This is a genomic window from Klebsiella sp. PK01 (assembly GCF_057624675.1).
In genome coordinates, this window is the sequence record NZ_JBYEZM010000001.1 from 474015 (window position 1) to 496579 (window position 22565).

At 50.2% G+C, this 22565-nt stretch carries 21 protein-coding genes and 2 pseudogenes; 11 read left to right on the plus strand and 12 right to left on the minus strand.

What is annotated here, in order from left to right:
• Nucleotide 1 precedes the first annotated feature (1 nt).
• From AC22LX_RS02250 to AC22LX_RS02260, 3 genes are all read right to left on the minus strand, one after another.
• Nucleotides 2-2719 carry a TcfC E-set like domain-containing protein gene (locus AC22LX_RS02250; protein ID WP_487333715.1) on the minus strand — a complete coding sequence of 906 codons (2718 nt, stop codon included), beginning with the start codon at nucleotides 2717-2719 and terminating at the stop codon, nucleotides 2-4.
• 74 nt (nucleotides 2720-2793) lie between these two features.
• Nucleotides 2794-3300, minus strand: coding sequence for a CS1 type fimbrial major subunit (locus AC22LX_RS02255; protein WP_015366620.1), 507 nt, complete (start codon nucleotides 3298-3300; stop codon nucleotides 2794-2796).
• A gap of 76 nt (nucleotides 3301-3376) precedes the next feature.
• Nucleotides 3377-4120, minus strand: a complete 744-nt coding sequence (locus AC22LX_RS02260; RefSeq protein ID WP_458294217.1) for a fimbrial protein — start codon at nucleotides 4118-4120, stop codon at nucleotides 3377-3379.
• Between the two features lie 308 nt (nucleotides 4121-4428).
• On the opposite strand from AC22LX_RS02260, the gene AC22LX_RS02265 reads away from it, so the two are divergent.
• Complete coding sequence (locus tag AC22LX_RS02265; RefSeq protein WP_487333716.1) at nucleotides 4429-5184, plus strand: winged helix-turn-helix domain-containing protein; 756 nt, start codon at nucleotides 4429-4431, stop codon at nucleotides 5182-5184.
• Nucleotides 5181-5657 (plus strand): hypothetical protein, encoded by a 477-nt coding sequence (locus AC22LX_RS02270; RefSeq protein ID WP_045394405.1) that lies wholly within the window; start codon nucleotides 5181-5183, stop codon nucleotides 5655-5657. Before AC22LX_RS02265 ends, AC22LX_RS02270 begins: the two co-directional genes overlap by 4 nt.
• Nucleotides 5658-5723: 66 nt before the next feature.
• Here the strand turns inward: AC22LX_RS02270 and AC22LX_RS02275 are convergent, their stop codons facing one another.
• The 5 genes and pseudogenes from AC22LX_RS02275 to AC22LX_RS02295 all read right to left on the minus strand — a co-directional run.
• On the minus strand, nucleotides 5724-6341 hold the full coding sequence (locus tag AC22LX_RS02275; RefSeq protein WP_487333717.1) for a TetR/AcrR family transcriptional regulator: 618 nt from the start codon (nucleotides 6339-6341) through the stop codon (nucleotides 5724-5726).
• A gap of 11 nt (nucleotides 6342-6352) precedes the next feature.
• Nucleotides 6353-9460, minus strand: a complete 3108-nt coding sequence (locus tag AC22LX_RS02280; protein WP_487333718.1) for a multidrug efflux RND transporter permease subunit — start codon at nucleotides 9458-9460, stop codon at nucleotides 6353-6355.
• Between the two features lie 16 nt (nucleotides 9461-9476).
• Nucleotides 9477-9737 (minus strand): hypothetical protein, encoded by a 261-nt coding sequence (locus AC22LX_RS02285; protein ID WP_045394408.1) that lies wholly within the window; start codon nucleotides 9735-9737, stop codon nucleotides 9477-9479.
• A 111-nt stretch (nucleotides 9738-9848) separates the two neighbouring features.
• Nucleotides 9849-10301 (minus strand): nuclear transport factor 2 family protein, encoded by a 453-nt coding sequence (locus tag AC22LX_RS02290; protein ID WP_015705397.1) that lies wholly within the window; start codon nucleotides 10299-10301, stop codon nucleotides 9849-9851.
• A 40-nt stretch (nucleotides 10302-10341) separates the two neighbouring features.
• Nucleotides 10342-10475 (minus strand): annotated as a pseudogene (locus tag AC22LX_RS02295) (hypothetical protein); the annotation flags it as partial.
• Between the two features lie 220 nt (nucleotides 10476-10695).
• Between AC22LX_RS02295 and AC22LX_RS02300 the strand changes: the two are divergent.
• A pseudogene (locus tag AC22LX_RS02300) lies at nucleotides 10696-11315 on the plus strand (helix-turn-helix domain-containing protein); the annotation flags it as partial.
• Here the strand turns inward: AC22LX_RS02300 and AC22LX_RS02305 are convergent.
• From AC22LX_RS02305 to AC22LX_RS02315, 3 genes are all read right to left on the minus strand, one after another.
• Nucleotides 11262-11849 carry an MFS transporter gene (locus tag AC22LX_RS02305; RefSeq protein ID WP_487333784.1) on the minus strand — a complete coding sequence of 196 codons (588 nt, stop codon included), beginning with the start codon at nucleotides 11847-11849 and terminating at the stop codon, nucleotides 11262-11264. The pseudogene AC22LX_RS02300 and the gene AC22LX_RS02305 sit on opposite strands and share 54 nt — an antisense overlap.
• A 606-nt stretch (nucleotides 11850-12455) precedes the next feature.
• The gene (locus tag AC22LX_RS02310) at nucleotides 12456-13763 is read right to left on the minus strand and encodes an OprD family outer membrane porin (RefSeq protein ID WP_074165761.1); all 1308 of its coding nucleotides are present in this window, start codon (nucleotides 13761-13763) and stop codon (nucleotides 12456-12458) included.
• A 61-nt stretch (nucleotides 13764-13824) separates the two neighbouring features.
• Nucleotides 13825-14619, minus strand: a complete 795-nt coding sequence (locus tag AC22LX_RS02315) for a histidine phosphatase family protein (RefSeq protein ID WP_052668026.1) — start codon at nucleotides 14617-14619, stop codon at nucleotides 13825-13827.
• A gap of 360 nt (nucleotides 14620-14979) precedes the next feature.
• Here AC22LX_RS02315 and surE point away from each other — a divergent pair, with 360 nt between their 5' ends.
• The 6 genes from surE (at nucleotide 14980) to AC22LX_RS02345 (ending at nucleotide 20214) form a co-directional block, all read left to right on the plus strand.
• A complete protein-coding gene (gene surE / locus AC22LX_RS02320) occupies nucleotides 14980-15849 on the plus strand; it encodes a 5'/3'-nucleotidase SurE (protein WP_063447060.1) in 870 nt (289 codons plus the stop codon).
• Between the two features lie 276 nt (nucleotides 15850-16125).
• Nucleotides 16126-17079: an Ssp4 family T6SS effector gene (ssp4, locus tag AC22LX_RS02325; RefSeq protein WP_047048276.1), complete on the plus strand. Its 954-nt coding sequence runs from the start codon at nucleotides 16126-16128 to the stop codon at nucleotides 17077-17079.
• 21 nt (nucleotides 17080-17100) lie between these two features.
• Nucleotides 17101-17688, plus strand: coding sequence for a hypothetical protein (locus AC22LX_RS02330; protein WP_045394417.1), 588 nt, complete (start codon nucleotides 17101-17103; stop codon nucleotides 17686-17688).
• Complete coding sequence (locus AC22LX_RS02335; RefSeq protein WP_049060916.1) at nucleotides 17685-19004, plus strand: sensor histidine kinase; 1320 nt, start codon at nucleotides 17685-17687, stop codon at nucleotides 19002-19004. The genes AC22LX_RS02330 and AC22LX_RS02335 overlap by 4 nt, the downstream gene beginning before the upstream one ends.
• A complete protein-coding gene (locus AC22LX_RS02340; RefSeq protein ID WP_045394421.1) occupies nucleotides 19004-19621 on the plus strand; it encodes a response regulator transcription factor in 618 nt (205 codons plus the stop codon). Before AC22LX_RS02335 ends, AC22LX_RS02340 begins: the two co-directional genes overlap by 1 nt.
• A gap of 95 nt (nucleotides 19622-19716) precedes the next feature.
• Nucleotides 19717-20214 carry a GlcG/HbpS family heme-binding protein gene (locus tag AC22LX_RS02345; protein ID WP_049061207.1) on the plus strand — a complete coding sequence of 166 codons (498 nt, stop codon included), beginning with the start codon at nucleotides 19717-19719 and terminating at the stop codon, nucleotides 20212-20214.
• 45 nt (nucleotides 20215-20259) lie between these two features.
• On the opposite strand, the gene AC22LX_RS02350 is transcribed toward AC22LX_RS02345, so the two are convergent.
• Entirely contained in the window at nucleotides 20260-21495 is a 1236-nt protein-coding gene (locus AC22LX_RS02350; RefSeq protein ID WP_047067471.1) for an MFS transporter, read from the minus strand.
• 272 nt (nucleotides 21496-21767) lie between these two features.
• On the opposite strand from AC22LX_RS02350, the gene AC22LX_RS02355 reads away from it, so the two are divergent.
• Nucleotides 21768-22034 carry a type II toxin-antitoxin system TacA family antitoxin gene (locus tag AC22LX_RS02355; RefSeq protein WP_015705366.1) on the plus strand — a complete coding sequence of 89 codons (267 nt, stop codon included), beginning with the start codon at nucleotides 21768-21770 and terminating at the stop codon, nucleotides 22032-22034.
• Entirely contained in the window at nucleotides 22022-22507 is a 486-nt protein-coding gene (locus AC22LX_RS02360) for a GNAT family N-acetyltransferase (protein WP_487333719.1), read from the plus strand. The genes AC22LX_RS02355 and AC22LX_RS02360 overlap by 13 nt, the downstream gene beginning before the upstream one ends.
• The last annotated feature ends 58 nt before the right edge of the window (nucleotides 22508-22565 follow it).

A 22565-nucleotide genomic window follows, 5' to 3' on the forward strand; every position in this document is an offset into this window, starting at 1 on the left:
ATCATTTTCCTGTAGAGAGAGTAGAGTTATTCATCGCCGTTGGGCTGACCGCCGGCGTACGGCCAGCCAGCAGTAATTGCGCCTGCTGCTGCACGGTTTCCGGTAACGAGGAATAAGTCAGTTCTTCACAGGTCACCGTGCCGACATAACGCACGACGTCACGCATGGTCTTCACCTTCAGCGCGCACTGGTAAAACTGCTGTTGTTTCACCAGATAGAGCGACTGGATCAGGCTGTCGCTTTCCGCGCTAAAGCCGCCATTACCTAAATCGCTCCAGCCGCTGACGTTGAGCGGCATTCCGCCGATAAACGGCGTATGTTGTTCATCGGTCAACTGGCCAAGCCAGGTGTAACGCGTGGTGGTTTGCACCTCTCTGTGCAGCATTTTTCCTGGCACCATGAATACCGTTCTGCTTCCCGACCCCTGCGTAATTTCACTGTTGGCGCCGTGGGAAATGTCCGTCGACTCATTAATAGTGAGCGTGGTTTGCTGATAGCCGGGCAGGGCGAACAGCGCGCGGGCGTTTGCCGGGATATCGGCGCTACCGCTGTTATCAAGCGAAACGGCAATGCGGGAATCAGGAGACGCTTCCGGCGTGGCGACGTTGACCGCAATGGCTGACGCCGGGCGTCCGTCACCCCAGCGGCCAAACCACAGGCCAGAACGAGATAACGCCAGCGTAGAACTGTAGTTACCGCTGCTGCTGAACCGGTGGCGATGATCCTGGCGATCCCACGAATCGCTGACGGTCAAACTTCCGTTACCAAAACGGCCGCCTTGACGGGTATAGGCCGAAGTATTTAGCGAGTCGCTATTAATACCGGAAGCGTTGAGACCATATTCGTTTTCACCGCGCGCATCGGTGTACCAGTTGTGCGCGATGTTATAGTTGAGCTGATTCTTTTCATGCTTCTGCTGTTGCCACGTGGCCCCCACGGAAGTGTAGCTGGAAGCATCGCCCTGACGGTTATGAGCCAGCGACAGGCTTACGCTCAGGAAGCCGCCTTTATCCTTGCCATCACCAGAATGATCGTTACGCATAAACAGGTTTATGCTGCTGTTGATATTCAGCCCGCGGGTGCTGAACGAATTGCTCAGTCCGGCCTGCCATGCCTGCGAGCGTGTGCGGGTCATATACACCGATTCCCAGGGCAAACCGTTGTCGCGCCGATCGTCACTATTCGGTAATTCACGCCGCGAAACATAGCGACCTTCATTGCGGTTATCGGAATAACCGAGGTTGGCATACCACGAGCCGACAGGAACGGAGAACATTACCGAGAGGCTTCGGTAGCAACCATTCACCGCATCAAATCCGGTACTGCTGGAGTCACAGTTATCAGCCGATAAGGCATTACGATAGAAGCTTAGTGAAAAGCCATCGTTGTAGCTGATTTGCTGAATATTGCCGCGTTGGCCCTGGCTGCCATAAAGGTAGCTAAAGCGTGTGCTGAGGACGCCATCGATGGGGCCGGTATTGAATCCGCGACTCCAGTCGACCGCGCTCTCCAGAAAACGCTGGTTCTTTTTCACCGTTGCGCCGCTGGTGACCGCCAGCGTAGAAGTTACAGGCAGGCGAATACCCGCTTGCACCACGGCGCTGCGTTCGTCGCTCATATCGTCGTTATCGGTTTCACCGGCCTGCATAAACCACTCGACGCGGTCGAATGGCGTGATGCCGGTGCGGGTAAACGGAACCTGCTCGGTGCGGGTCAGGCGGTTGTTTTCATAAATCGCCAGCGTCACGGTATAGCTCCCGTCCGGAAACGAACGGGTATCCAGGGTTTGCGCCCCGGCATTAAGATAAAAACTGGCCAGCAGCTGATTCCCCCTACGGGCGTCTATACGCGCGTCATGGGAAAGCAGCACGGTAATAGGCGTTCCGCTGGACTGCTGCACGGGGTTGATCCACGCCCGCGTTGAGCCGGCACGCAAACCGCGAATTTTTCCAAGCGGCAGCTGGCTGAGGTTGATATTGCCACCGGCCGCGCTGAAGAGATCGCGCGTATCCATTTCACCTAACTGAACGTAATATTCGTGCCACAGATCCTGACGGAACCAGGCGTTATTCACCGTAATCTCCTGCTGCTGTTGATGGCGAGAGCGCTGCCCAAGCCAGGTCCAGTCGAGGTTAAAATACCCATTCTCAGTCATGGCCAGCGCGCCGTTTCCCTGCACGGTCATCGACTGATAGTTTTCATCGGCCACGAAGTTGATATTTTGCTGGTGGATCAGCGCGTTTTCGGTATTACGCGTAGGCTGATACCACTGATTTTCCGCCGTTTGTTTAGGTAGATACCGTCTGTCGAAAAACAGGTTTATGCGCGCGTTATTCTCGTCATAAATCAGGGCCACGCTTTTGGTGTCGATAAAATCGCAACCCGGCGCGGAACCATTGCTGCTGCAGGCGAGATTGCCGTTACGCGCAAGCGGAGAGGAAAGGGCGCCGGTCACCGAGGCGATCAAGGCAGGATCATCGTTGAACTGACGTTTAATTGCCGCGACAAGCGTTTCCGGCGCCACGAAGGTTACCGTTTCAAGCGTAATATCGGCTTCAAACAGGCCAAGCGAAGTGCCATACAGACTCACTTCTGTCCACAGGCGCTGCGTTTTCGCCAGATCCTCAAAGCCCGCAGGTACGACGATAGTGGCACTGGCTAATTGAACGGAAGCGGGTAACAAAACGACAAAAAGAAGAGCATTTCTGTGAAAAGCCATGAACGAGCCTCGACGTCATCCTGACATCAGAGGGCAGGCGCCCTCTGATGTACTTCCTTATACGTATTGTGGGGTTACGCGCCACCTTCCGCGGTGGTCGCCTGAGTCAGCATCAGACTCACCACGCCGCTGTACTGACCGGTTTTCAGAATGCCTTTTGTGGTCTGAGAGATGGTCAGTGGCAGGACCGCAGAACCGTTTTCAACGCTGCCCGGGAACAGTTCGCTACCGGTGAATTCAGCATCGGTGGTATTCAGGGTTTTATCGCCCAGTTTTACGGTCATCGGTACCGTTTCGGCGCCATCTTCATTGGTCAGATTCGCTGCGCTAACCAGACGCACTTTGACGTTGCTGGTGGCTGAGTTCGACCAGATCTTGGTATTCAGACGGTAGCTTTCCAGCCCACGGCCCGGCAGATATTGCATATCGATGCTGGCTGGTAATGGCGTATTATCGGCCTGGGTCATATCCAATTGGGAATCTACGTTGGCATTAACCGTAATATCCTTCTGAATAGCCATTGCGCTGAACGCAGTCGACATCGCAGCAACGATCATCAGAGGTTTAATATACTTCTTCATTGATATCTCCATATTTATAAACGAGCTCCATTAGCTCTTTAAACAAACCACACGTGGTTTTGACAGTGATGTCGTGTTATTGCACGACGGGTAAGTCGGCTTCTTCAGCTGTTTTATTAATCCAGTTGAAATAGCGGAATTTATATTTTTGGCCACGAACCTGAGTGAGCACTTTTAATTTTCGCTCGGTGTCCGGATAAATAGTCGCATCTTCTTTAAACCACCTGCATTTATCATTAACATCGCAAGCGCCAATTTCTTTCAGCGGTACCCGCAAAGAGCCGTCATTTTTTAAAGTTCCAGCTGCGGGATTTATTCGCAGAGAAACCACCGGCTTTTCCGGCGCCAAATGAACCAATGCTCCCCAGATAACGTTAACGCCGAGTTTGGCCGAAGCCGGCGTTCCCGCGGATGCTGCGGGCAGAATACTATCCGGCTGTTTTACCCCTTCAAAATAAACGCGCCAGGTACTCTCTTTTTCTGGCGGCGTCAGAGATACCAGCCTCACGATACGTAAAGCGCCTGCCGCTAAGGCGAATTTTTCAGGGGTAACGACAACGCCACCGTCTTTCCAGGCTGCCATCTCAACTTCTTTTTCCTGTGGCGTACCCGGATTAAGAATTTTCTTTTGCCTCACCCGAATGAACTGAATATCATCGCTTTTAGAGGCCACTCTGATTTGGGCCGTCCCGGAACTGTCGACGTTAAGTTCCATCGGGTAAACGCTCATATTAGCCTGTGTCATTTCTGCGAAAAATGACATCGACAGGGCAGCGAGATAAAGCGCAGTGGACTTGTTTACTCTGTTTTTTACTTTCACATTCATTCTGCCTGCTCTGAGTTCATGTACGGCGTTTTTACACCACGACACCGTCTGCTTTCGTATCGCTTCAGGACAGGGAAACTTTAACCGGAACAGCAGGTTGTGAAAATTTGTATTAGTTAACTTAAAAAATACAGTTCTTTATCCTGCAATCCAGGCTTTAAAGTTGTATAGTTAAAAGAAAATGCCGCAACCCAGGATGGGGAGAAAATTCCTACTGATGAAAAAATAAGCTAATTCAGAAGGGGATTTCTTGCCTGCAGTTACAGGGATAAAAAGCAAGCGGCAACAGCCGAGAATGAAATATGTTTTTTATATGCAACAATTCGTTGTTATTTGATCCTGAAGCTCACACATTAAGTATTGTTGGACAGCCTGAGTCCGTATTAACGCTTTCGGCGCCCGCCGTGCGTCTGTTACAGGAATTTATTCGTCATAAAGGAAGCGAACTTAGCCGTGAGGAGTTGATTACCCGCGTGTGGCAGGAATTCGGTTTCACGCCTTCGGGAAATAATCTCAACAAAGCGATAAGTGAGTTACGCAAAAGCTTCCAGGCGTTGGGAGAACATCATGAATTGATTGTGACCATACCACGCTATGGTTTCCGGTTTGAGGCGGATGTTATTTTTCAACCGGCGCAAAACGCTTACGCAAGCGAACCTCAACCCCAGCGACAAAACGCTGAAAAGAGGAAGCAACCACGACGTCTGAAATGGTGGCTGGTATTCACGGCATTATTAGCGTCGGTATTCGGTATTGGTATAATTATTCGCCAACAACAGAATATAACGACGCCGATAAAGCTAAAGCCGGTTGAGCAAAAAATCGCTAAATGTAGGATCTGGCTTATTAACGATCATGGGCGACCGTTGGTATTATCGAAACTGGCCGCGTTGCTGGATAAAAACAGCGTAGCGTGCCAGCGCGAGGAGTACAACGTCTATTATTTCAGCGCTCGTTTTTCCCTGGTCGCTGCGGATGAAGTGTTTATCGGCGCATGCCCGATCAATAAAGCCAGTTTGTGTAAAACCATTCGCTATAAAAGTGGAGCAGAAAAATGAAAATTAAAGTTTTCTGTGGCCTCGGTATTTTTCTGCTCGGTGGCGGATTGGCGCTTTATTACTGTTCTACCGGAGTTGGTAAACGTGATGTACTGGCCTGCAGTACCCTATTTAATTTTACGCGCAATGAAGGGAAGGCCAGTGAAGTGCGGGTTAATACAGTTGCTCAGTTCTATTTTCACCGCGACGGTACTGGTCTGACCGCCTACAAAGGGGCTGCCTGGGCAAATGGCCAGAGTATGATTGTTGACAGAGATGTCGATTTTATCTGGTCGCGGCGGGATGATGATAAAGTGGTGGTATTGAGCTACACCAAAACCTGGCGCAGGCACAATGACAACACGCCCGATGAGCAATGGGGAAGCTTCGCCAATCCAACCGCCCGTTACTATCTTACCATCTCCGAGGTTGCGCCTTCGGTGTGGCTGATCCAGGACCGGCATTATCCCACTTATATATGTCGGGCTGATTAACCACCTATAAAACAAGGAGAGTACCTCAGGTATTCTCCTTTTTTTTCAGATAGTTGTGGCAAAGCATTACGGCTTGTACCCCCATGCTTTGAGAAACCCCTCAATTGCGCAGTCGGCAAGTTGCTCCAGCCTTTTTGGATCTATTGTTTTTTGTGCAATGAGCGCCCCAGGCAGCGGGTAACCCATAATTGCGCCGAGAAACGCTGTTGCCTGCAGTTCCGGGTCGTTGATGGTCAACAGTCCCTCGTCTCGTTTTTGCGCAAGGATCTCGCTGAGTGCCTGCAGTACGCGACCGGAGGGCCGTTGCTCAAGCGTGACATATAGCTCGGGTTTCTGCACGAGAACCTGGATCAGTAAGCGCTGAAAATGGATGTTCTCAGGGGCATAGAAGTGCTGCTGCACAACGTTTGCAAATCCGTGCAGCAGCGCGGGAAAATCCTGCTGACGTTCCTGTAAAAGCTGGCGTAGGGGGGGCTGCATTGTGTCATTCAGAAACGCAAAAGTCTCCAGCAGCAGCGCATCTTTACCACCGGGAAAATGGCTGTACAGCGTCGGACGCGTGGTGCCCGCTTCGGCGGCGATGGTATCCAAAGACACGTCCAGTCCGTGCTGGAGAAACAGCTCACGCGCGGTTTGCAAAATGCGAGGGCGAGCTTTCATCGGCCGCCCGCGTTGATTGACCATCAATTGAGTCCTTACTGTTTGCGACTTTTCAGTCGCATGATTCCTTGCTGCACTAGCAGGAAAAATAGTGGAACGAAAAGCAACGTCAGTAGCGTCCCTGAAAGCATGCCGCCAATCACCGCCGTCCCAATTTCTTGTTGGCTGGCAGCGCCGGCACCTGCAGAGAGTACCAGAGGGATCACGCCGACAACAAATGCGAGTGAGGTCATAATAATCGGACGCAAGCGCAGCCGTGCGCCTTCCAGTGCGGCTTCCGTCAGGCTTTTTCCTTGCTGAAACTGCGATAGCCCGAATTCGACGATCAGGATCGCATTTTTGGCCGAAAGGCCCATTGTTGTTAACATCCCCACTTGGAAATAAATATCATTTTCATAACCGGCGAGCAACGAAGCGCTGATCGCGCCAATGATGCCCAACGGGATAATCAACATCACGGCAATGGGGATCGACCAGCTTTCATATAGGGCAGCGAGGCACAGAAACATAAAGGCTAGCGATGCCAGATAGACCCACAGCGTTTGCACCGAAGATGAGCGCTCCTGCCAGGACAAACCGCTCCATTGCAGGTCAAATCCGTTCAGCGAGCTGACCATTTCGGACATTTCAGCCATTGCCACGCCGGAGCTGACGCCAGACGCAGCACCTCCTTGAAACTGCACGGCCGACAGCCCATTGAAACGCTGAAGCATTTGCGGTCCGCTGGTCCAGCGAAGCGTCGAGAAGCTGTAGAAGGACGCCATGTTGTCGCTGTTGCCACGGACAAACCAGGCGGATAAATTTTCCGGTGTTGAACGCCAGGGCGCGTCTCCCTGGATATACACGCGTTTAACCCGCCCTCGATCGACAAAGTCGTTAACATATATGCCCCCCCAGGCCGCTGAAAGCGTATTGTTGATATCAGCCTGATCCAGCCCCTGAACCTGCGCTTTTTGTCGGTCGACATCGACTTGCAGCTGCGCCTTTTCCTCCAGACTATTAATCCTTACCGCGTTAAGAGCAGGATTTTCTCTGGCGGCATTGAGCAGGGTGGTTTGTGCCTGCATAAGTGCCGCACTGCCATTTTCGGCGCTGTCCTGCAGCCATAATTCAAAACCGCTGGATTGTCCGAGACCGCGAATGGTCGGGGGTGACATCACGCTTATGTTGGCCTGCGTGGCATTTTTATTAAAATACTGGTTTGCGCGTAGAATAATGGCCTGAGCGCTGTTTTCTTTCCCGGGACGCTGGTCCCAGTGTTTTAACTCAGCGAATGCCATACCGACGTTCTGCCCGCTACCGGCATTATTTCTTCCTGTGACCATAAAAATAACGTCGAGGTTATCTTTCTCCTCAGTCATAAAATAGTGGGTAATATCCGCGCCAACGGCCTCGGTCATCGACATCGGCGAACCAGACGGCAGCGAGTACTGAACCATAACCGCGCCCTGATCCTCCTCGGGCAAAAATCCGCTTGCGAGCTTTTGATATTGCCAGAGCATCAAAAAAGTTAGTATCAGGGCCAGACAAACAAAACGGAGTGGATGGGCGGTCATTCGACGAAGTGTGGCCAGGTAGCTGTTCTGACTTATCGCTACTCCGCGATTGAAGAGGGTAAAAAAACGACCTTTATTTATGTGTCCAGGCCTGAGCAGGTGGGCGCACAGCGTTGGCGTCAGCGTCAGAGCGACCAATGCAGACAGCGCCATTGCTGAAACAATGGTCACGGTGAACTGACGATAGATAATCCCCACAGAGCCACCAAAGAACGCCATCGGGATAAAAACGGTGGAGAGAACCAGAGCAATACCTATCAGCGCCCCGGTTATCTCATTCATCGAGCGCAGCGTGGCCTCCTGTGGAGTGAGGTTTTCCTCTGCCATCAAACGTTCAACATTTTCCACCACCACGATAGCGTCATCTACCAGCAGCCCGATTGCCAGCACCATGGCAAAAAGGGTCAGTGTATTGATGCTGTAGCCAAGCAGGCTGAGAATGCCGAAAGTGCCCAACAGAACCACCGGTACCGTCAGGGTCGGGATAAGCGTTGCACGCCAGCTTTGAAGAAAAAGATACATAACGGCCACGACAAAGAGTATCGCTTCAATCAGCGTATGCACCACGCTTTCGATCGATACCGTCACAAACGGAGTGCTGTCGCGTGGATAGGCGGCGATTACGCCTTGTGGAAAGCGGGGAGAAAGGCGTTCGACTTCAGTCCTAACTTTCTCCGCCGTTTCCAGCGCGTTGGCTCCCGAGGCCAACTGAATTGAGATCCCAGCGGAAGGGTAACCATTGAGCGTCGTTTGGTTTTGATAGTTTTCCGCGCCGATTTCCACGCGGGCCACGTCGCGCAAGTACACTACTGAGCCATCGCGATGAGTGCGTAGAATAATATTCTCAAACTGCTCCGGATGACCAAGGCGGGACTGCGTCGTCACCGTGGCGTTCAAATATTGTCCCTCAATCGTCGGCAGAGAACCAATTTCACCGCTGGTCACTTGCGAATTCTGCGCCTCGATCGCGGCCTGTATGTCCGAGGGCATCAATCCATAGCTGGTCAGTTTGAGCGGATTGAGCCAGATGCGCATGGCATACTGCGCGCCAAAAACAGTGGTTTCACCCACGCCTTCGACGCGGCTCAACGGTTCTTGTAAAGAGCTGATGAGGAAATCGCTAATATCAAGACTGGTTAATTGCCTGCTTGGGTCATACAAGGCTACCACCATCAAGCTGTCCCCCTGAGATTTGGTAACGGTAATTCCTTGCTGCTGCACCTCTTGTGGTAATCGTGTAATTGATTGATTTACCGCGTTTTGTACCTGTACCTGCGCCATATCAGGGTTAACGTCCTGATCGAAACTAAGGCTAATGCGGGCCTGGCCAGCTGAACTGCTGCTTGAGGAAAAGTAGATCAACCCATCGATACCTTTAATCTGCTGCTCCAGCACCTGAGTAACACTATCCTCGACGGTTTCTGCTGAAGCGCCAGTATAGTTAGCCGAGACATTAATAGCAGGCGGGGCGATATCCGGATACTGTTCCACCGGCAAAGTCATCATGGCGAGAGCGCCGGTTGCCATGATGCAGATGGCGATGACCGCGGCAAAAACCGGGCGAAAGACAAAAAAACGGGCCAGCATTGTTATTCACCTTTGGTCAGTTAAGGGATTTTTGCATAGCAAACGCGTCAGTTGGTTCGTTTAGCTCGTCGTCAGCCAGAAGAGGAGAAAAAGGCAAGGGCGGTATCTGTTTTGCCACGCCGTAGGAGTTGATTGTGAACAATTTGCGGGTTGCAACACATGGTGATGCGCGCAAGTATTCACTGCTGAAGTTTGGCAAACCAGCATCAGCACTGGAGCTAAAAAGCCATAAGCCAATGAAATAAAGAAGCTTTCCCCAATTTCTTTCGTTGAGCATCAGTGTGATCTCATGAATCTATTTACTTTACAGTAAAGTAAATAAATTATTTAAACAAGCAATCTTCTGTACGAATGAAAAAAGGGAAAGCAAGAGCGTGAGTCAAAGGTCTTAGAACATGCCGTTGCCGCTGGCGGTTTTTTGCGGAACGTTTTGGGTAACATCCCAATGTTCAACGATTTTGTGCTGTTCGTTGAGGCGGAAGATATCCACGATAGCCCGCGTAACGCCTGGCTCACGACCGGTCACTTCAACATGCAAGATCACGTTATCTCCGTCGACGAATGCCTGCTTAATTTCGCTGTGCGAGTCGGGATATTTACTCTTCAGAAAAGCGATAAACTGCTCGAAGCCTTCCACGCCATCTTTTGCCATCGGATTGTGCTGTACATAGCGATCCCCGAGATAGGGCCTGGCGGCAGAGAAGTCTTTTTCATTCAAGGCCTTATTATAAAAATCAATCACATTCTTTTTATTCAACAGCTCGCTTTCGCTATTGCCCGCAAAAACGGCGGGCGTCAGAGCGAAAAACAATGAAAGGGCGACTATCGATTTTTTAAGCATGCTTCCTCCAGCGATGGTTTGATGTCAGGCTTCAGGCCTGTCAGGTTAATGAACCGACCACCCAGCGACATTTCAGACAGTAACGGTCTGCTGAGTTTGCGGCTGATTGAGATGACTCCATGAACAAATGGAGTCTTGAATCTGCGGCATCGACTCGTTTAGATCAAGCTGCTTTTACTTAAGAAGAAAAAAGGGCAGTTTGGTCTGCTTTGCGGGAGGTCGCTAATCACCACAAATTACCAAGTTCATAATCCCATGTGGAGATCGTCAGGTATGCTTGATGTGATTTAACATAATATACATTATGCGTACTTGCATTGTAGCAGCAAAGTTATAATGTCCGCTTCGGGCTAAGTTAAGATGTCCGTCGTGTATAATCAACAGGAAGATTCCCATGACGGCACACGCAGCGGAGTTTTTCACTTTGGATGAAGTTAACCGACTCAAAATCATTCAGGACGTTGTCGACCGGCGTCTGACCACACAGATGGCCGCGCAGCGCCTGGGGATATCTGACCGCCAGTGCCGACGCCTTCTGTTGCGTTACCGTGAATCTGGCCCGCTTGGTATGACTAACCGCCGTCGTGGAAAACCCAGCATATAGCGACAAAGCCAGCGTCTTCAGAATCAACAATAAAAATGCCACCGGCGGCGATGGTTATACCCAGTTTGGCCGTGCGATGCACGAACTGAACATCCAGACTATCTGCGCCAATACCAGTTCCGCCAAAGGTCGCGTTGAACGTGCCCATCTGACGCTTCAGGATCGCCTCGTAAAGGAGCTCAGGCTCAGGGGCATTTCTTCAGTGGATGCAAGCCAATGATTATGCCGATGAGTTCATGGCTGATTACAACCGACGCTTTGCGAAAGCGCCCCGGCATGACTTTGATGTGCATCGTCCACTTGAAACTGACGATGATCTGGCCACATTTTTCACATGGCGGGAACCACGCCGTGTTTCAAAATCCCTGACAGTGCAGTATGACAAAGTGCTTTATCTGATTGAAGATAGTTACCATAGACATTCCTGCACCAACGCCTGCGAACACTAACCATATTGCAGCTAATCCTGGCATAATCAGGATGCCAGCGATACCAACAGTAATAAAGAGTGAACACAGAAGCCCCAGTGCGGTATGGGAAGGGAAATCCCTTTTAACCAGGGGAACTACCAAAACGTTTGCAATTGCGATACCTAATCCTATGATAAAAGTGCCCAGCCATAACCCGGGCAACCCCATCAGAGAACGGACAATACATCCCACCGTAATAAGAATGAGCGCGGTCAAAAGTGCTTTCTCAAGACCAACTTTTCGGGTGAGCCTAGGAGCGAAAGGTGAAGCAAGTCCAAAAATAAGCAAAGGCAAAGCGTTAAGTAAACCCGATGCAGAGTTTGACAGGGAAAATGAAGCGGAGATTTCGTGAATTACTGGCCCAAGTGCGGTAATAGGAGCTCTTAAGTTGGATGCTATTAGCAACACTCCGACAAAGGTCAATGAGCGCAGAGAATTTTTTACAAGAGGAGTTTTATAAGAATGAACAGACATACTGAATCAACCTGCCAGATACGGAACTATGTAAGCTCGTATATAGTGCGTTGGTTGACGTTAACGCTTACGCACTTCGGTAACACCGAAATGTCTGTTGCGCAGGTTACCTATACTTGTAAATGGTGTCAACATCTTCGATTCCGCTTGTTCTATTAAGAACACAACTGAAATTAATCGTTGCTGATGCCTGTAGTGCATATAATCTCACTATGCAAAGAGCGGACATTTGAACTTTGCCCTACCCCGGACATCTGAACTTAGCTTTGACATCATGGAGCGTGACGGATAACGGCGTTTAACGTTGTGCATTACTGTGGTTCTTGCTGGCCTGTGCTTGTTCCGTTCTCGTAGCTATCCAATCAAACTGGTCATCTATCGTTGCTCTGTCTGCGACGAGCGCCATTCAGCCTTCATGATATCCGCAATCAGACATGTCGCTTTCTTTCTCCAACAATCATCTCCGGCTGTCAGATTACATCGCGGACAACAACAACATCATTATGTCGTTGTCCGCGTCTACAATATCATTCTCAACATGGCGTTTTCACGACTCATCGTTCGCCATCGCTCCCGGGCGGCTTCGTCCTCGCCATGTCATCTCGATCAGAACACCTTAAATCGATATTCCATGATGACTTCCGAAGACAGCGTGTTTGTACGCGTATAATGGCCATCCGTAAGGACTGGCGTTTTTCCTTGCGTCTTGTATGACCATCCCGGCCCGAACATCGCCCAAAAAGTGAAGTTTTTAAACATGGACTGCGTTGGAACCCAACGGCTAAAGGCATTGATTTCCCCGGTGCGCACGTGATTCCCTTTATAGTTAAATTGCCCGATGTTTCCCGCCAGGCCTACGGCTAATTCAGGCGTTAACCGATATTCGGTGATGTTCGCCAGCACCAGTTCCCCATCACGCATGTAATCGTCGCCAGCGTAGGCCATAGAAATAAATGTTCCCCGAGAATTTTTGCTCATGTGGCGTGGATAAAACCCGACTTCATCTGCTTTTTTAGCATTGGTGTAGCCAATGCCCATTTTGCTATTCCAGCGTTCACCTTTCCAGGTCGCGTCCAACGCAAAATGCCAGGCATTATTGTCAAAATCCCGTTTACTCGCGGGCATTGCACGGTAACTTTCCATGGCGTGGGTGCCGTATACCTGAGTGCCTATCGTTAGCTGCGTATCAGGTCGAAACTGCGTAAACAGCAGGTGCCGCTGCAGATAGCCTTTGCTCTCACCATAAGCATACTGTGCATCAAAATTTTTTCCCCGCCAGAGAATTTCTCCGCTTGCCAGGTGGCTAATATATTCACCGGTATTGGTCTGAAATCGCTTTTTATCTGGTGAGTTTCTGTCCATGGAATTTTCAAGCCATGCCCCTCTTATGGTAAATGGACCGTAGCTTAAAGCACTGCTTACGCCGGAATACGTTGTCGGCGAAAGCCTGTTAGATGTTGAAATAACGCCATAATTTTTCAGCATCTGCCATCCCCAGCGCGCGTTTAGCTGAGCACCAGAAAGCGTGTAGTTAAGCTTCACGTTACGTTGACCAAACTTTGAATACCCTTCTGCATTGCTTTTTTTGTTACCAGTCCCATTGTTATAAAGCACGCCGCGGGAGTTGAAATAGTCGCTGGCGCCCAACTTTATCGCGCTATAATACGATACGTCGAAGCCGATAATATCGGCTAAATAACCAGACTGATATTCTGCTGAAAATCCCTGCCCCCAGGCGTTGTGTACATGTTTAGGGTTGGCATTTTCCTCCTTAAGATATTTCCAATAATTCTTTGCAGAGACAGTGAGCTGTGAGTCAGTAAAAAAAGGATCATCAAAAATAGCGTCTGTAGCGGCCCATACAGGCGTAACCAGCCCGCACGCTATTAACGCGGCAGTTATGTTGTTAAACATTTTTATTTCCTGAGAAAAGATCCGCCATAGCATATTTATGGCGGAAAACTAAACTGTCAGATTATTTATGGTTTAGTGAAACCTTGCCTGCTTCAACGTATTTCATGGTGCCAATTTCTGGCACACTGTATTTACCATCGTGATAAGTGATTTTCACCACCGCAGCATTCGACAATGGCAGATTTTTGGCCGGGTCGTCCGTCAGATCGGAAATCATTATCTGAATCGCGGTACCTGAAGAAATGGCCAGAATATTTTTACCACCCTCTTTTTGGGCATTTTCTACAATAGTTGCCAGCGCAGCTTGTGTCCGTTCTTTTACCTGCTCATAGTTTTCCGCTAGCTGTTTAGGATCGGATTTGGCCAGCGCGTTCTGGCTTTCGCTTACCGAAAGTGTGCCAGCTTTCATCGCCTTAAAAAGCGCTTTACTGTCCGACATTCCTAGTGCGTGTGCGCCTGCATTGGCCATATCGACATTATAACCGCCTTCAAAACCGCCAAAAAACGCCTCTCGCAGGCCTGTCATTTCGGTTAAATGATAATCCGTTACGCCAGCCTGTTTAAGAATCACTGCCATGGTTTCGCGCTGCCGTCCCGCATCACTGGAATAAAAACGATCAAATTTTATCCCTTTGAGTCCCTCACCTAAATATTGAGCAACCTGCACCCCATCCTTCGTCAACGGGGAATCAATCCAACCTTGCACGCGGTCAAACGAATTAAGCAGCGTTTTCCCATGACGCGCAAAATAAATATTGATGACCTCCTGATCATTTTTATCGTTACTTTTCGCCATCAGCAGTGGACTGGTAACGGCGGTAACAGCCATTAAGGCCCCCAGAAATAATTTTTTCATTTTATAAGAATCCTTTTCTATAGCCAAAAAAAAACCTACGTACTCTTCAGCGCCCTGGCATGCAGGTGGAGAAGAAAACGTAGGTTTTGCCTGTTGATACAGTAACAATCCAGCTATTACGGACCCTATCACTAATGCTTTTGAATTGCACTTAATCTATAACGATGATTTATGTAAATGTGATCCTCCTCATATCAACCGTATTTCCGTCTGGACGTAAATATCTGCAGTACGTATTTTAAATTCACTTGGGATTGTTACTCTTTCAGGCAAAACCTAAGGCCGTTTCTGTACTCGTTGCAGGAGCGGCCTTAGGTTTTTTTTTGCATTGTATCTACCCTAGGATTAACAGGAGTTTCGATGAACAAGTCATGTATTGCCGCAGCGCTGATCTCTGCATTCACTTTCACCGTAAGCGCCGCCCCGCTTAAAATTTTGATTGTAAACGACGATGGTTGCGAATCTCCGGGCAGTATTTCGCTTCAGGAAAAACTCACGCAAAAAGGTTTTGAGGTATGGATGGTCGCTCCTGCTACCAATCAGAGCGGCATCGGTTCGGCCATTACCTTCAAAACGGGTAAAATCTTTGATGTAAAGAAAGCTGCTGATAAACGCTACTGCTTCCCGGGAACGCCCGCTGATGCGGTTGATTTCGGCTTACGGGGACTACTCATTAATAATCAGCCGGACCTGGTTATCTCTGGCGTCAACGATGGCCCGAATACCGGGATGGCCCAGGTCAATTCAGGGACGGTTAGTGCGGCAGCCAGGGCTGTACGTTATGGTTTCCCGGCGATTGCGGCCAGCATTGGGTATATCTTTACCGAAGTTGAAATGAAGAATAAATGGCCAAGCACACATAAATATTGGCCTGATGCGGTGGATTATGTGGTTGAGGTTGTTGAGACCCTGAATCGTAATCATGTTCCTGGTTCACCTTTGGTGCCTAAAGGATCGGGCTTAAGCATTAACTATCCGCCGCTGCCAAAATCAAAAATTAAAGGTGTACACTATATCGAAAATGAGATGTTCCCTACCCCACAGATTGGTTATGATATTTTACCTGATGGACGCGCCAAACAAATCATCAACCCGGCATCGTTAAAGAACGTTGAGAACGATACTGATTCCGGCTGGCTTAATAAAGGTTATATCACCTACACCCTCTTTGATGGGGCAACGAACGCGCCGCAATTTCAGGCGCAATATGAAGCACTGCTGAATAAATAATTCACCAGTTTATTTCACAACTTTGTACCATCCACTTCGTTCCTGCCGGCGATATACTAAATCGCTGGCAGGCGATGTTTTCAATTTTTCATCACCGCCAAATTATATTGCTCAAGCCCTCATCCGTACTGTACGACGCGTACCCTTCCAATATCAGGTAAATACTTGATTGAGTTCAAAAGTTAGTCTGTTTCGGACTATTCCTGGTTGTTTATGGTTTTTTTAACATCTAACCTCATTTTTCTATAATTCCACAATTCACGTAGCGAGCAGCTCATGACCTTCCCTGCACATTCTTCAAATCTGCCCGACTATGGGTTTGCTCGTAGCCTGGGACTAGCCTCTGGTAGTGATTTTGATTTTACCGCGCTGGCCGCACAACTGGACTGCTCCCGTGATTTCTCTCAAGCCGGGATAATCTATTCCGACGGAATGAATCGCTGGCTTGTGCGCCCTTCACGTAGAATCGCCACACCAAACCAAAGTAGCGTTAGCCATGTTATCGTGACAAAAATTGCATCCTCGACGCCGCACAATGCCGCAAAAGCCACGATCAAAACGCTACAAGCACCGTCACTGGCTAATGAAATTACCTCCACGGCTATAGCCTGCGGCGCTGCCGTGGTCACTGTCTTTTTAGCGCTTGGAGCTGGCGCGGCCATCCCCCTCACCGCCGGAGCCTCAGGCGTGGTGGCAGCAATGATCACTGCAGGTGGTGTGGCTACCGGTTTACAGTGTTTTATCGGTAGCGGACGTCTGTTAGCTATCGGTATCGGCCATGAGGAGGATATTGCCTGGCTTGACAGCCAGGACTGGTATACCGCAACCTCAACAGCCCTGGATATCGTTTCTTTAGCTGGCGCTGGTGCGGGTTTAAAAAGTACCATTGCAACATATAAATTAATGAAAGCCAGTTCCTCCTCCGGGGCGATAAACTGGCTCAAAAGTCTGAGCCGGGCCGAGCGTAAGCGTATTACAGAAGAAATCATCCGCGCCCAAAATCCAGGAATTTCTAACGGTGGAATTAAGGCGGCCATGCAGGCGCAGCTTTACCCTAAGCGTTTCCCGTCTGAGGCAATACAGCGTTCTTTGCAGCGCGAATTAACGAATGCGGTTATTAATACCTCAGCCTTCGCGGGGAGCGCGCTCACCGGAACAATACGCCACCCGCAAAATATGACGCAATCCGGTAAGTACGTCATCGGCGTTATACAGTCGTTCTCATTTTAGATAGTTAAAGCACTCGGCATAATGAAATATATTAATGACAGTCTCAAACTGGGCACCATCGTTGAGCAAAGGATAAAGGAGCAGGATCCTAAGCAGTTAGAGTCCGCGAAAATGTACTTGATGGAGCGTATGGGAACGCCTGTCGGGTTGCATACGGCTGGCGTGCCTTTTATTTTAAGCGCGCTGTTAAGCGTAATAAGTTTTGCTATGCCGCAGCTAACGCTTTGGGGAGCCATCTTTCAGTGGTTTTCCTGGCCCGCGCATGCTGTTTTTGCTGGTATCATCCCCACAGGTTTACTCTATTGTCTGCTGATCTTCCCGTCGATGACGCTGTTCTCTCGGGGTTTTCTGGCGGCGCTTAAGTTCTATCTAGGTCTGATTTTCCTGACCGCCGCGCTCGCCGCGGGAAATCTCATTTACGCATTCATTTCGGTATTCATATTTGGCGGGCATGCCGGTTTGCTTATAAGTGCTTTGGTTGGTGTATTGTTTAGCGCTGGGAGCATCAAACTCATTAACAGCGCTATGTTTGTAAAAACCTCAGCATTTTATTTACATAATCGAGTTTGGCGCTGGCAATTAAAACATCATGCACAAAATGCGATATGATAAAAAACCTCTGCTGGCTCATGCTGACGTTGTTAAGCTCGACGGGGCTTGGCGCCTGGTTTCTTCAACAGCAATATGACGCGCGCTCCGCCGACTTCCGCATCCTGTATCGAGAAATCACGGTAAAGGTGTCGCAGCACGATGCCATCATCCCCCTGCTTCCGGCCGGTCAAAATGCCGCCGAAGTCCAGCAGATCCTGCCGCAAATCGTGCAATGGCGCCGCTACGATTCCCTTGAACCGCGACGCCCCATCGTCGCGCAAAGCCCTGCACGCTACTGGCTGAATCTTCCGGGCATCTCCCTGCTGATTGATTTGAACACCCTACTTAACAGTCTCAATGAGAAAAAGACATTCAAACATCTTGCCATTCTCTGGGACGATACCACGTTGCTTGAGGAAGGTACCGCCTCTGCCAACACCTGGTGGCGTTGGGAGAAAACCGTCGCCAGCCCGACGCAGCCGCTGCGGATTAGCGCAGGCGATAACCCGCAGTGGCATCAACTGCCGTGGTGGCTGATACTTTCACCGGCACTGTTCTGGGCGGTGATTATCTATCTCGTTAATCAGTATCGAACCAATAAACGCCGACGGGATATCGCCGATTTACGCTCTCGCTATGGCGAACTTACTCGTCTTAATACCATGGGCGAACTGGCCGCCGGCATCGTACATGAGCTTAATCAACCGTTGACCGCCATCATGAGCTATAACCAGGCGGCAGTGCGCCTGATTAAAAAAAATGATCCCGTGCGGATCCCCGAACTACTTGAGGCCTCAGTGTTGCAGATAAAACGCATTGACGCCCTGCTCAGCCAGTTTCGTCTCAAGCTCACTAGTAAGCGCGCCGAATATCAGCCGGTGGACCTTACGTCCCTGTGGCTACGCGTTTGCGAATTACTGGATAACGAGATCGGCGCGGGGAAAGTTCGCGTCTCCAGCCATTTTCCGCCGGACCTCCCCGCGCTTCCTGCGCCGCCGCTATGGGTGGAGCAAATTCTGCATAATATCGCCAGCAATGCCATTCAGGCGCAAGGCGCAAATGCTCCCGGTAGCGCATGGATTCATTTACAAGCTGAGCGAGTGAATGACGGTATTACCTTAACGATTACTGATGGCGGACCAGGGTTATCGACTGAAGCGCTGGAGCAGGTATTTATGCCGTTTTATACCACCCGTAGCGACGGCGTTGGGTTGGGCATGGCTCTCACCGATACTCTCGTCCAGCGTCTTAATGGCACGATAGAAGCGAGCAATATCACCGGACAAGGCGCCTGCTTCCGGCTATGGTTTCCGCTACGCACGGAGGAGAAGTAATGGAACAGTATATCTGGTTAATAGATGACGATGCGGCAATCCGCGATTCATTGAGTCTGCTGCTCTCAACCGTTGGCTGGCAGGCGCAGGCTTTTGATAGCGCACATGCTTTTCAACATCAGGCAGGGAATCTTGCTGAATTAACCGGCTGTATGCTGCTGGACATCCGCATGCCGGGGAAAACCGGGCTGACGCTGCTCGATGAGTGGCGCCAGCTAGGTTTAACCTTACCGGTTATTATTATGACCGGGCACGGTAATATTGATTTATGCCGTCGCGCCTTCAAAAATGGCGCCTTTGAATTTTTAACCAAACCCATTGATGCCGACCTGTTATTCGAAGTAGTCGGCGAAGCGATGGCGCAGCAAAAAGCGCATCTCGAACGACAACAAATATTACTGCCGCTGCAGGAAAAACTCGCCACACTTACCGCCCGCGAACATGAAATGCTCCAGCAGCTGATTCAGGGATATTCCAGTAAAGAAATCGCTCGTTTATGCTCGCTATCGCCGCGTACCGTCGAAGCGCATCGCGCCAATATTTTTAGCAAGCTTGAAGTTAACTCGCTGCCCAAACTGTTAAAGATTTACGCTGATGTCGCCAGTGGTTCTAAGTAAAAATACCTGGTACGTTCGGTATTCGCGGCAATAGTCGCCATGCTCCCTGCGCCCTAGTATTGGCCTATCGCCACTCAACACGACGGAGCATCACTATGAAACGTATTCTTCTTAGCGCCATTCTGCTCGGTAGCCTGGTCACTACCGCCAGCGCCACCACGGGCGTACTCAGCCAGCAAAATTTGTCACTTGAGCTCGCGGATAAAATCGCGCAAAGCACGCTTCAGGCCTGCGTCAAAGATGGCTATAACGTCGCCGTCACTCTGGTCGACCGTTCCGGTACGCCACTATTGATGAAGAGAATGGATAATGCCGGCCCGCACACCGTCGAAGCCAGCCGTATGAAAGCATTCACCGCGCTAACCACTAAAAACGCCACCAGCGCTGTCATGAAAGGTTCTCAGTCCAACGCCGGAGCCGCGAACCTGCGCGATATACCCGGTTTTCTGCTATTAGCTGGCGGAGTGCCGGTTAAGATGGGCAACCAGGTCATTGGCGCGGTTGGCGTCGGCGGCGCGCCGGGGGGAAATTTTGACGAAGCCTGCGCAATTGCCGGGTTGAAATCTATCGAAGGCGAACTTAACCAGGGCTAATCCAAAGCGCGGGTAGACTATTGCTACCCGCTTTGCCATAGCGGGTTACCGACTCACATGCTGCATGGCGTTTTGCTCAACCGCCCCGCTTATCTTCTTCGCCCGACTTTCTTGACCAAAGAAGGTCAGTATCGCGATAATGATCGCTACCGTACCGGCAACAATTGCCATCGCCAGTCCATAGTTCTGACCATGATGTTCCGCGATCGTGGCCTGCAAAGTCGCATTAACCGAAGCAATAAGATTACCCAATTGATACACAAAGCCCGGCAGCACCGCCCGGGTATTCGCTGGAACCAGTTCATTCAGATAGGTCGGGACCACGCCCCAGGCGCCCTGAACCATGAACTGCATCAGGAATGCGCCGATTCCCAACATCAGTGAACCGCTAGCGAATGCCCACAGCGGGATAACCGGTAGCGCCAGCAGCGAGGCGGTTATAATGGCCTTTTTACGACCAATCTTCTCGGAAAGCGAACCGAACAGCACCCCGCCGATGATCGACGCAATATTGTAAGTGACCGCAATAATACTGATCGTTTTCGGATCAAAGCCGTGCTGCACTTTCAAAAATACCGGATACAGGTCCTGGGTACCGTGGGAAAAAAAGTTGAACGCCGCCATCAGTACCACCAGATAACAGCACAATTTCCAGTGCGTTTTCAGTACCGGCAGTAGCGCCGTGCTCTCCTTTTTCGCCCGTGACGCCAGCCATACCGGTGACTCCTGCACGCAGAACCAGATAAACGGCAACAGCAAAATAGGCGCAGCGCCGATAACAAACATCCCGCGCCAGCCGAGTAAATCAAATAGCAGCCCATAAGCGACGGCGGCAATCAGATAGCCAAACGGATAACCGGCCTGGAAAATTCCTGACATCAGCCCCCGGGAACGATCCGGAATGGTTTCCATTGACAGCGACGACGCCACGCCCCAAATACCGCCCATCGCCACGCCATACAACACTCTTAAAACCAGAAAAATCGTTAATGACGGCGCCGCGGCGGACAACAGCTCGAATATCGAAAAGAAGATGATATTCAACATCAGGATCGGCTTACGGCCATATTTCTCGGCGAGCCGACCAAAAATGAGCGCGCCGATAGGCCGTACGGCAAGCGTCAGTAATATCGCCAGCGTGACCTTTTCCAGCCCAACGTGAAACGTCTGGGCAATGTCACTCAGTAAGAAGACGAGGAGGAAAAAATCGAAGGCATCAAGTGTCCAGCTTAAGAAGCTGGCAATGGCGGCATTGCGCTGTAGTGAAGTCCAGCCTAACATCGTGTTATCCCTATCCTGGCACAGCGGCCTGGAGATGTAGCAGCTAGCCGAAAGAACATGCAGGGCCAACTGCATATGTAAATGTAAAGTTTCTTAAGTTACCCATATGTTAAATACACCCAACAATCGTATGGCTGCAAGTTAATTAGCATGCTAATTTGTTTCAAATTAAGTATATGTCCCCTGATACCCCGCGCAGGCAGAATGTATAGCATTTGATATACAGCTGTTCTACAATGAGCTGTATACCAATTGCTATACGGGAAAAGAAGATGAAATCAGATATCCAACTCAACATCCGGGCGAAGGAGTCCCAGCGGGCGCTGATTGATGCGGCCGCTGAAATTCTGCATAAATCGCGGACCGACTTTATTCTTGAGATGGCCTGCCAGGCGGCAGAAAACGTCATTCTCGACCGTCGGGTGTTTAACTTAAGCGATGAACAATACGCCGAATTTATCGACATGCTGGATGCGCCGGTTGAAGCTAACCCCGCTCTCGATAAATTGCTGGCGAGAAAACCGCAATGGGAAAAGTAAGCGCGCCGACGCCGCTATCTTCACACCACCATATTGCGGAATTTTGTTGTGGAGAAACGGTTCTCGATCAATGGCTAAAACAGCGAGGATTGAAAAACCAGGCTCAGGGCGCCGCGAGAACCTTTGTGGTCTGCAAGGAAGATAGCCACCAGGTGGTGGGGTTTTATTCGTTAGCAACCGGCAGCGTTAATCACACGGAAGCCACTGGCGGCCTGCGGCGCAATATGCCCGATCCTATCCCGGTCATCATTCTCGCCCGCCTGGCGATCGACTGCGCTTTTCACGGACAGGGGCTGGGGGGCGATCTACTCCATGATGCGCTCTTACGCAGTTATCGCGTTGCCGAAAATGTTGGCGTACGTGCCCTGATGGTCCATGCTCTGACCGATAGCGCGAAACGATTCTATCTACACCACGGATTCAAAGCCTCAACCACCCAGGAACGCACACTTTTCCTCGCTTTGCCTAAATAACTCCACCTTTCGTCATTTTCTCTACCACACTTATCTTTCAGTTCGGGAACCGCACCAA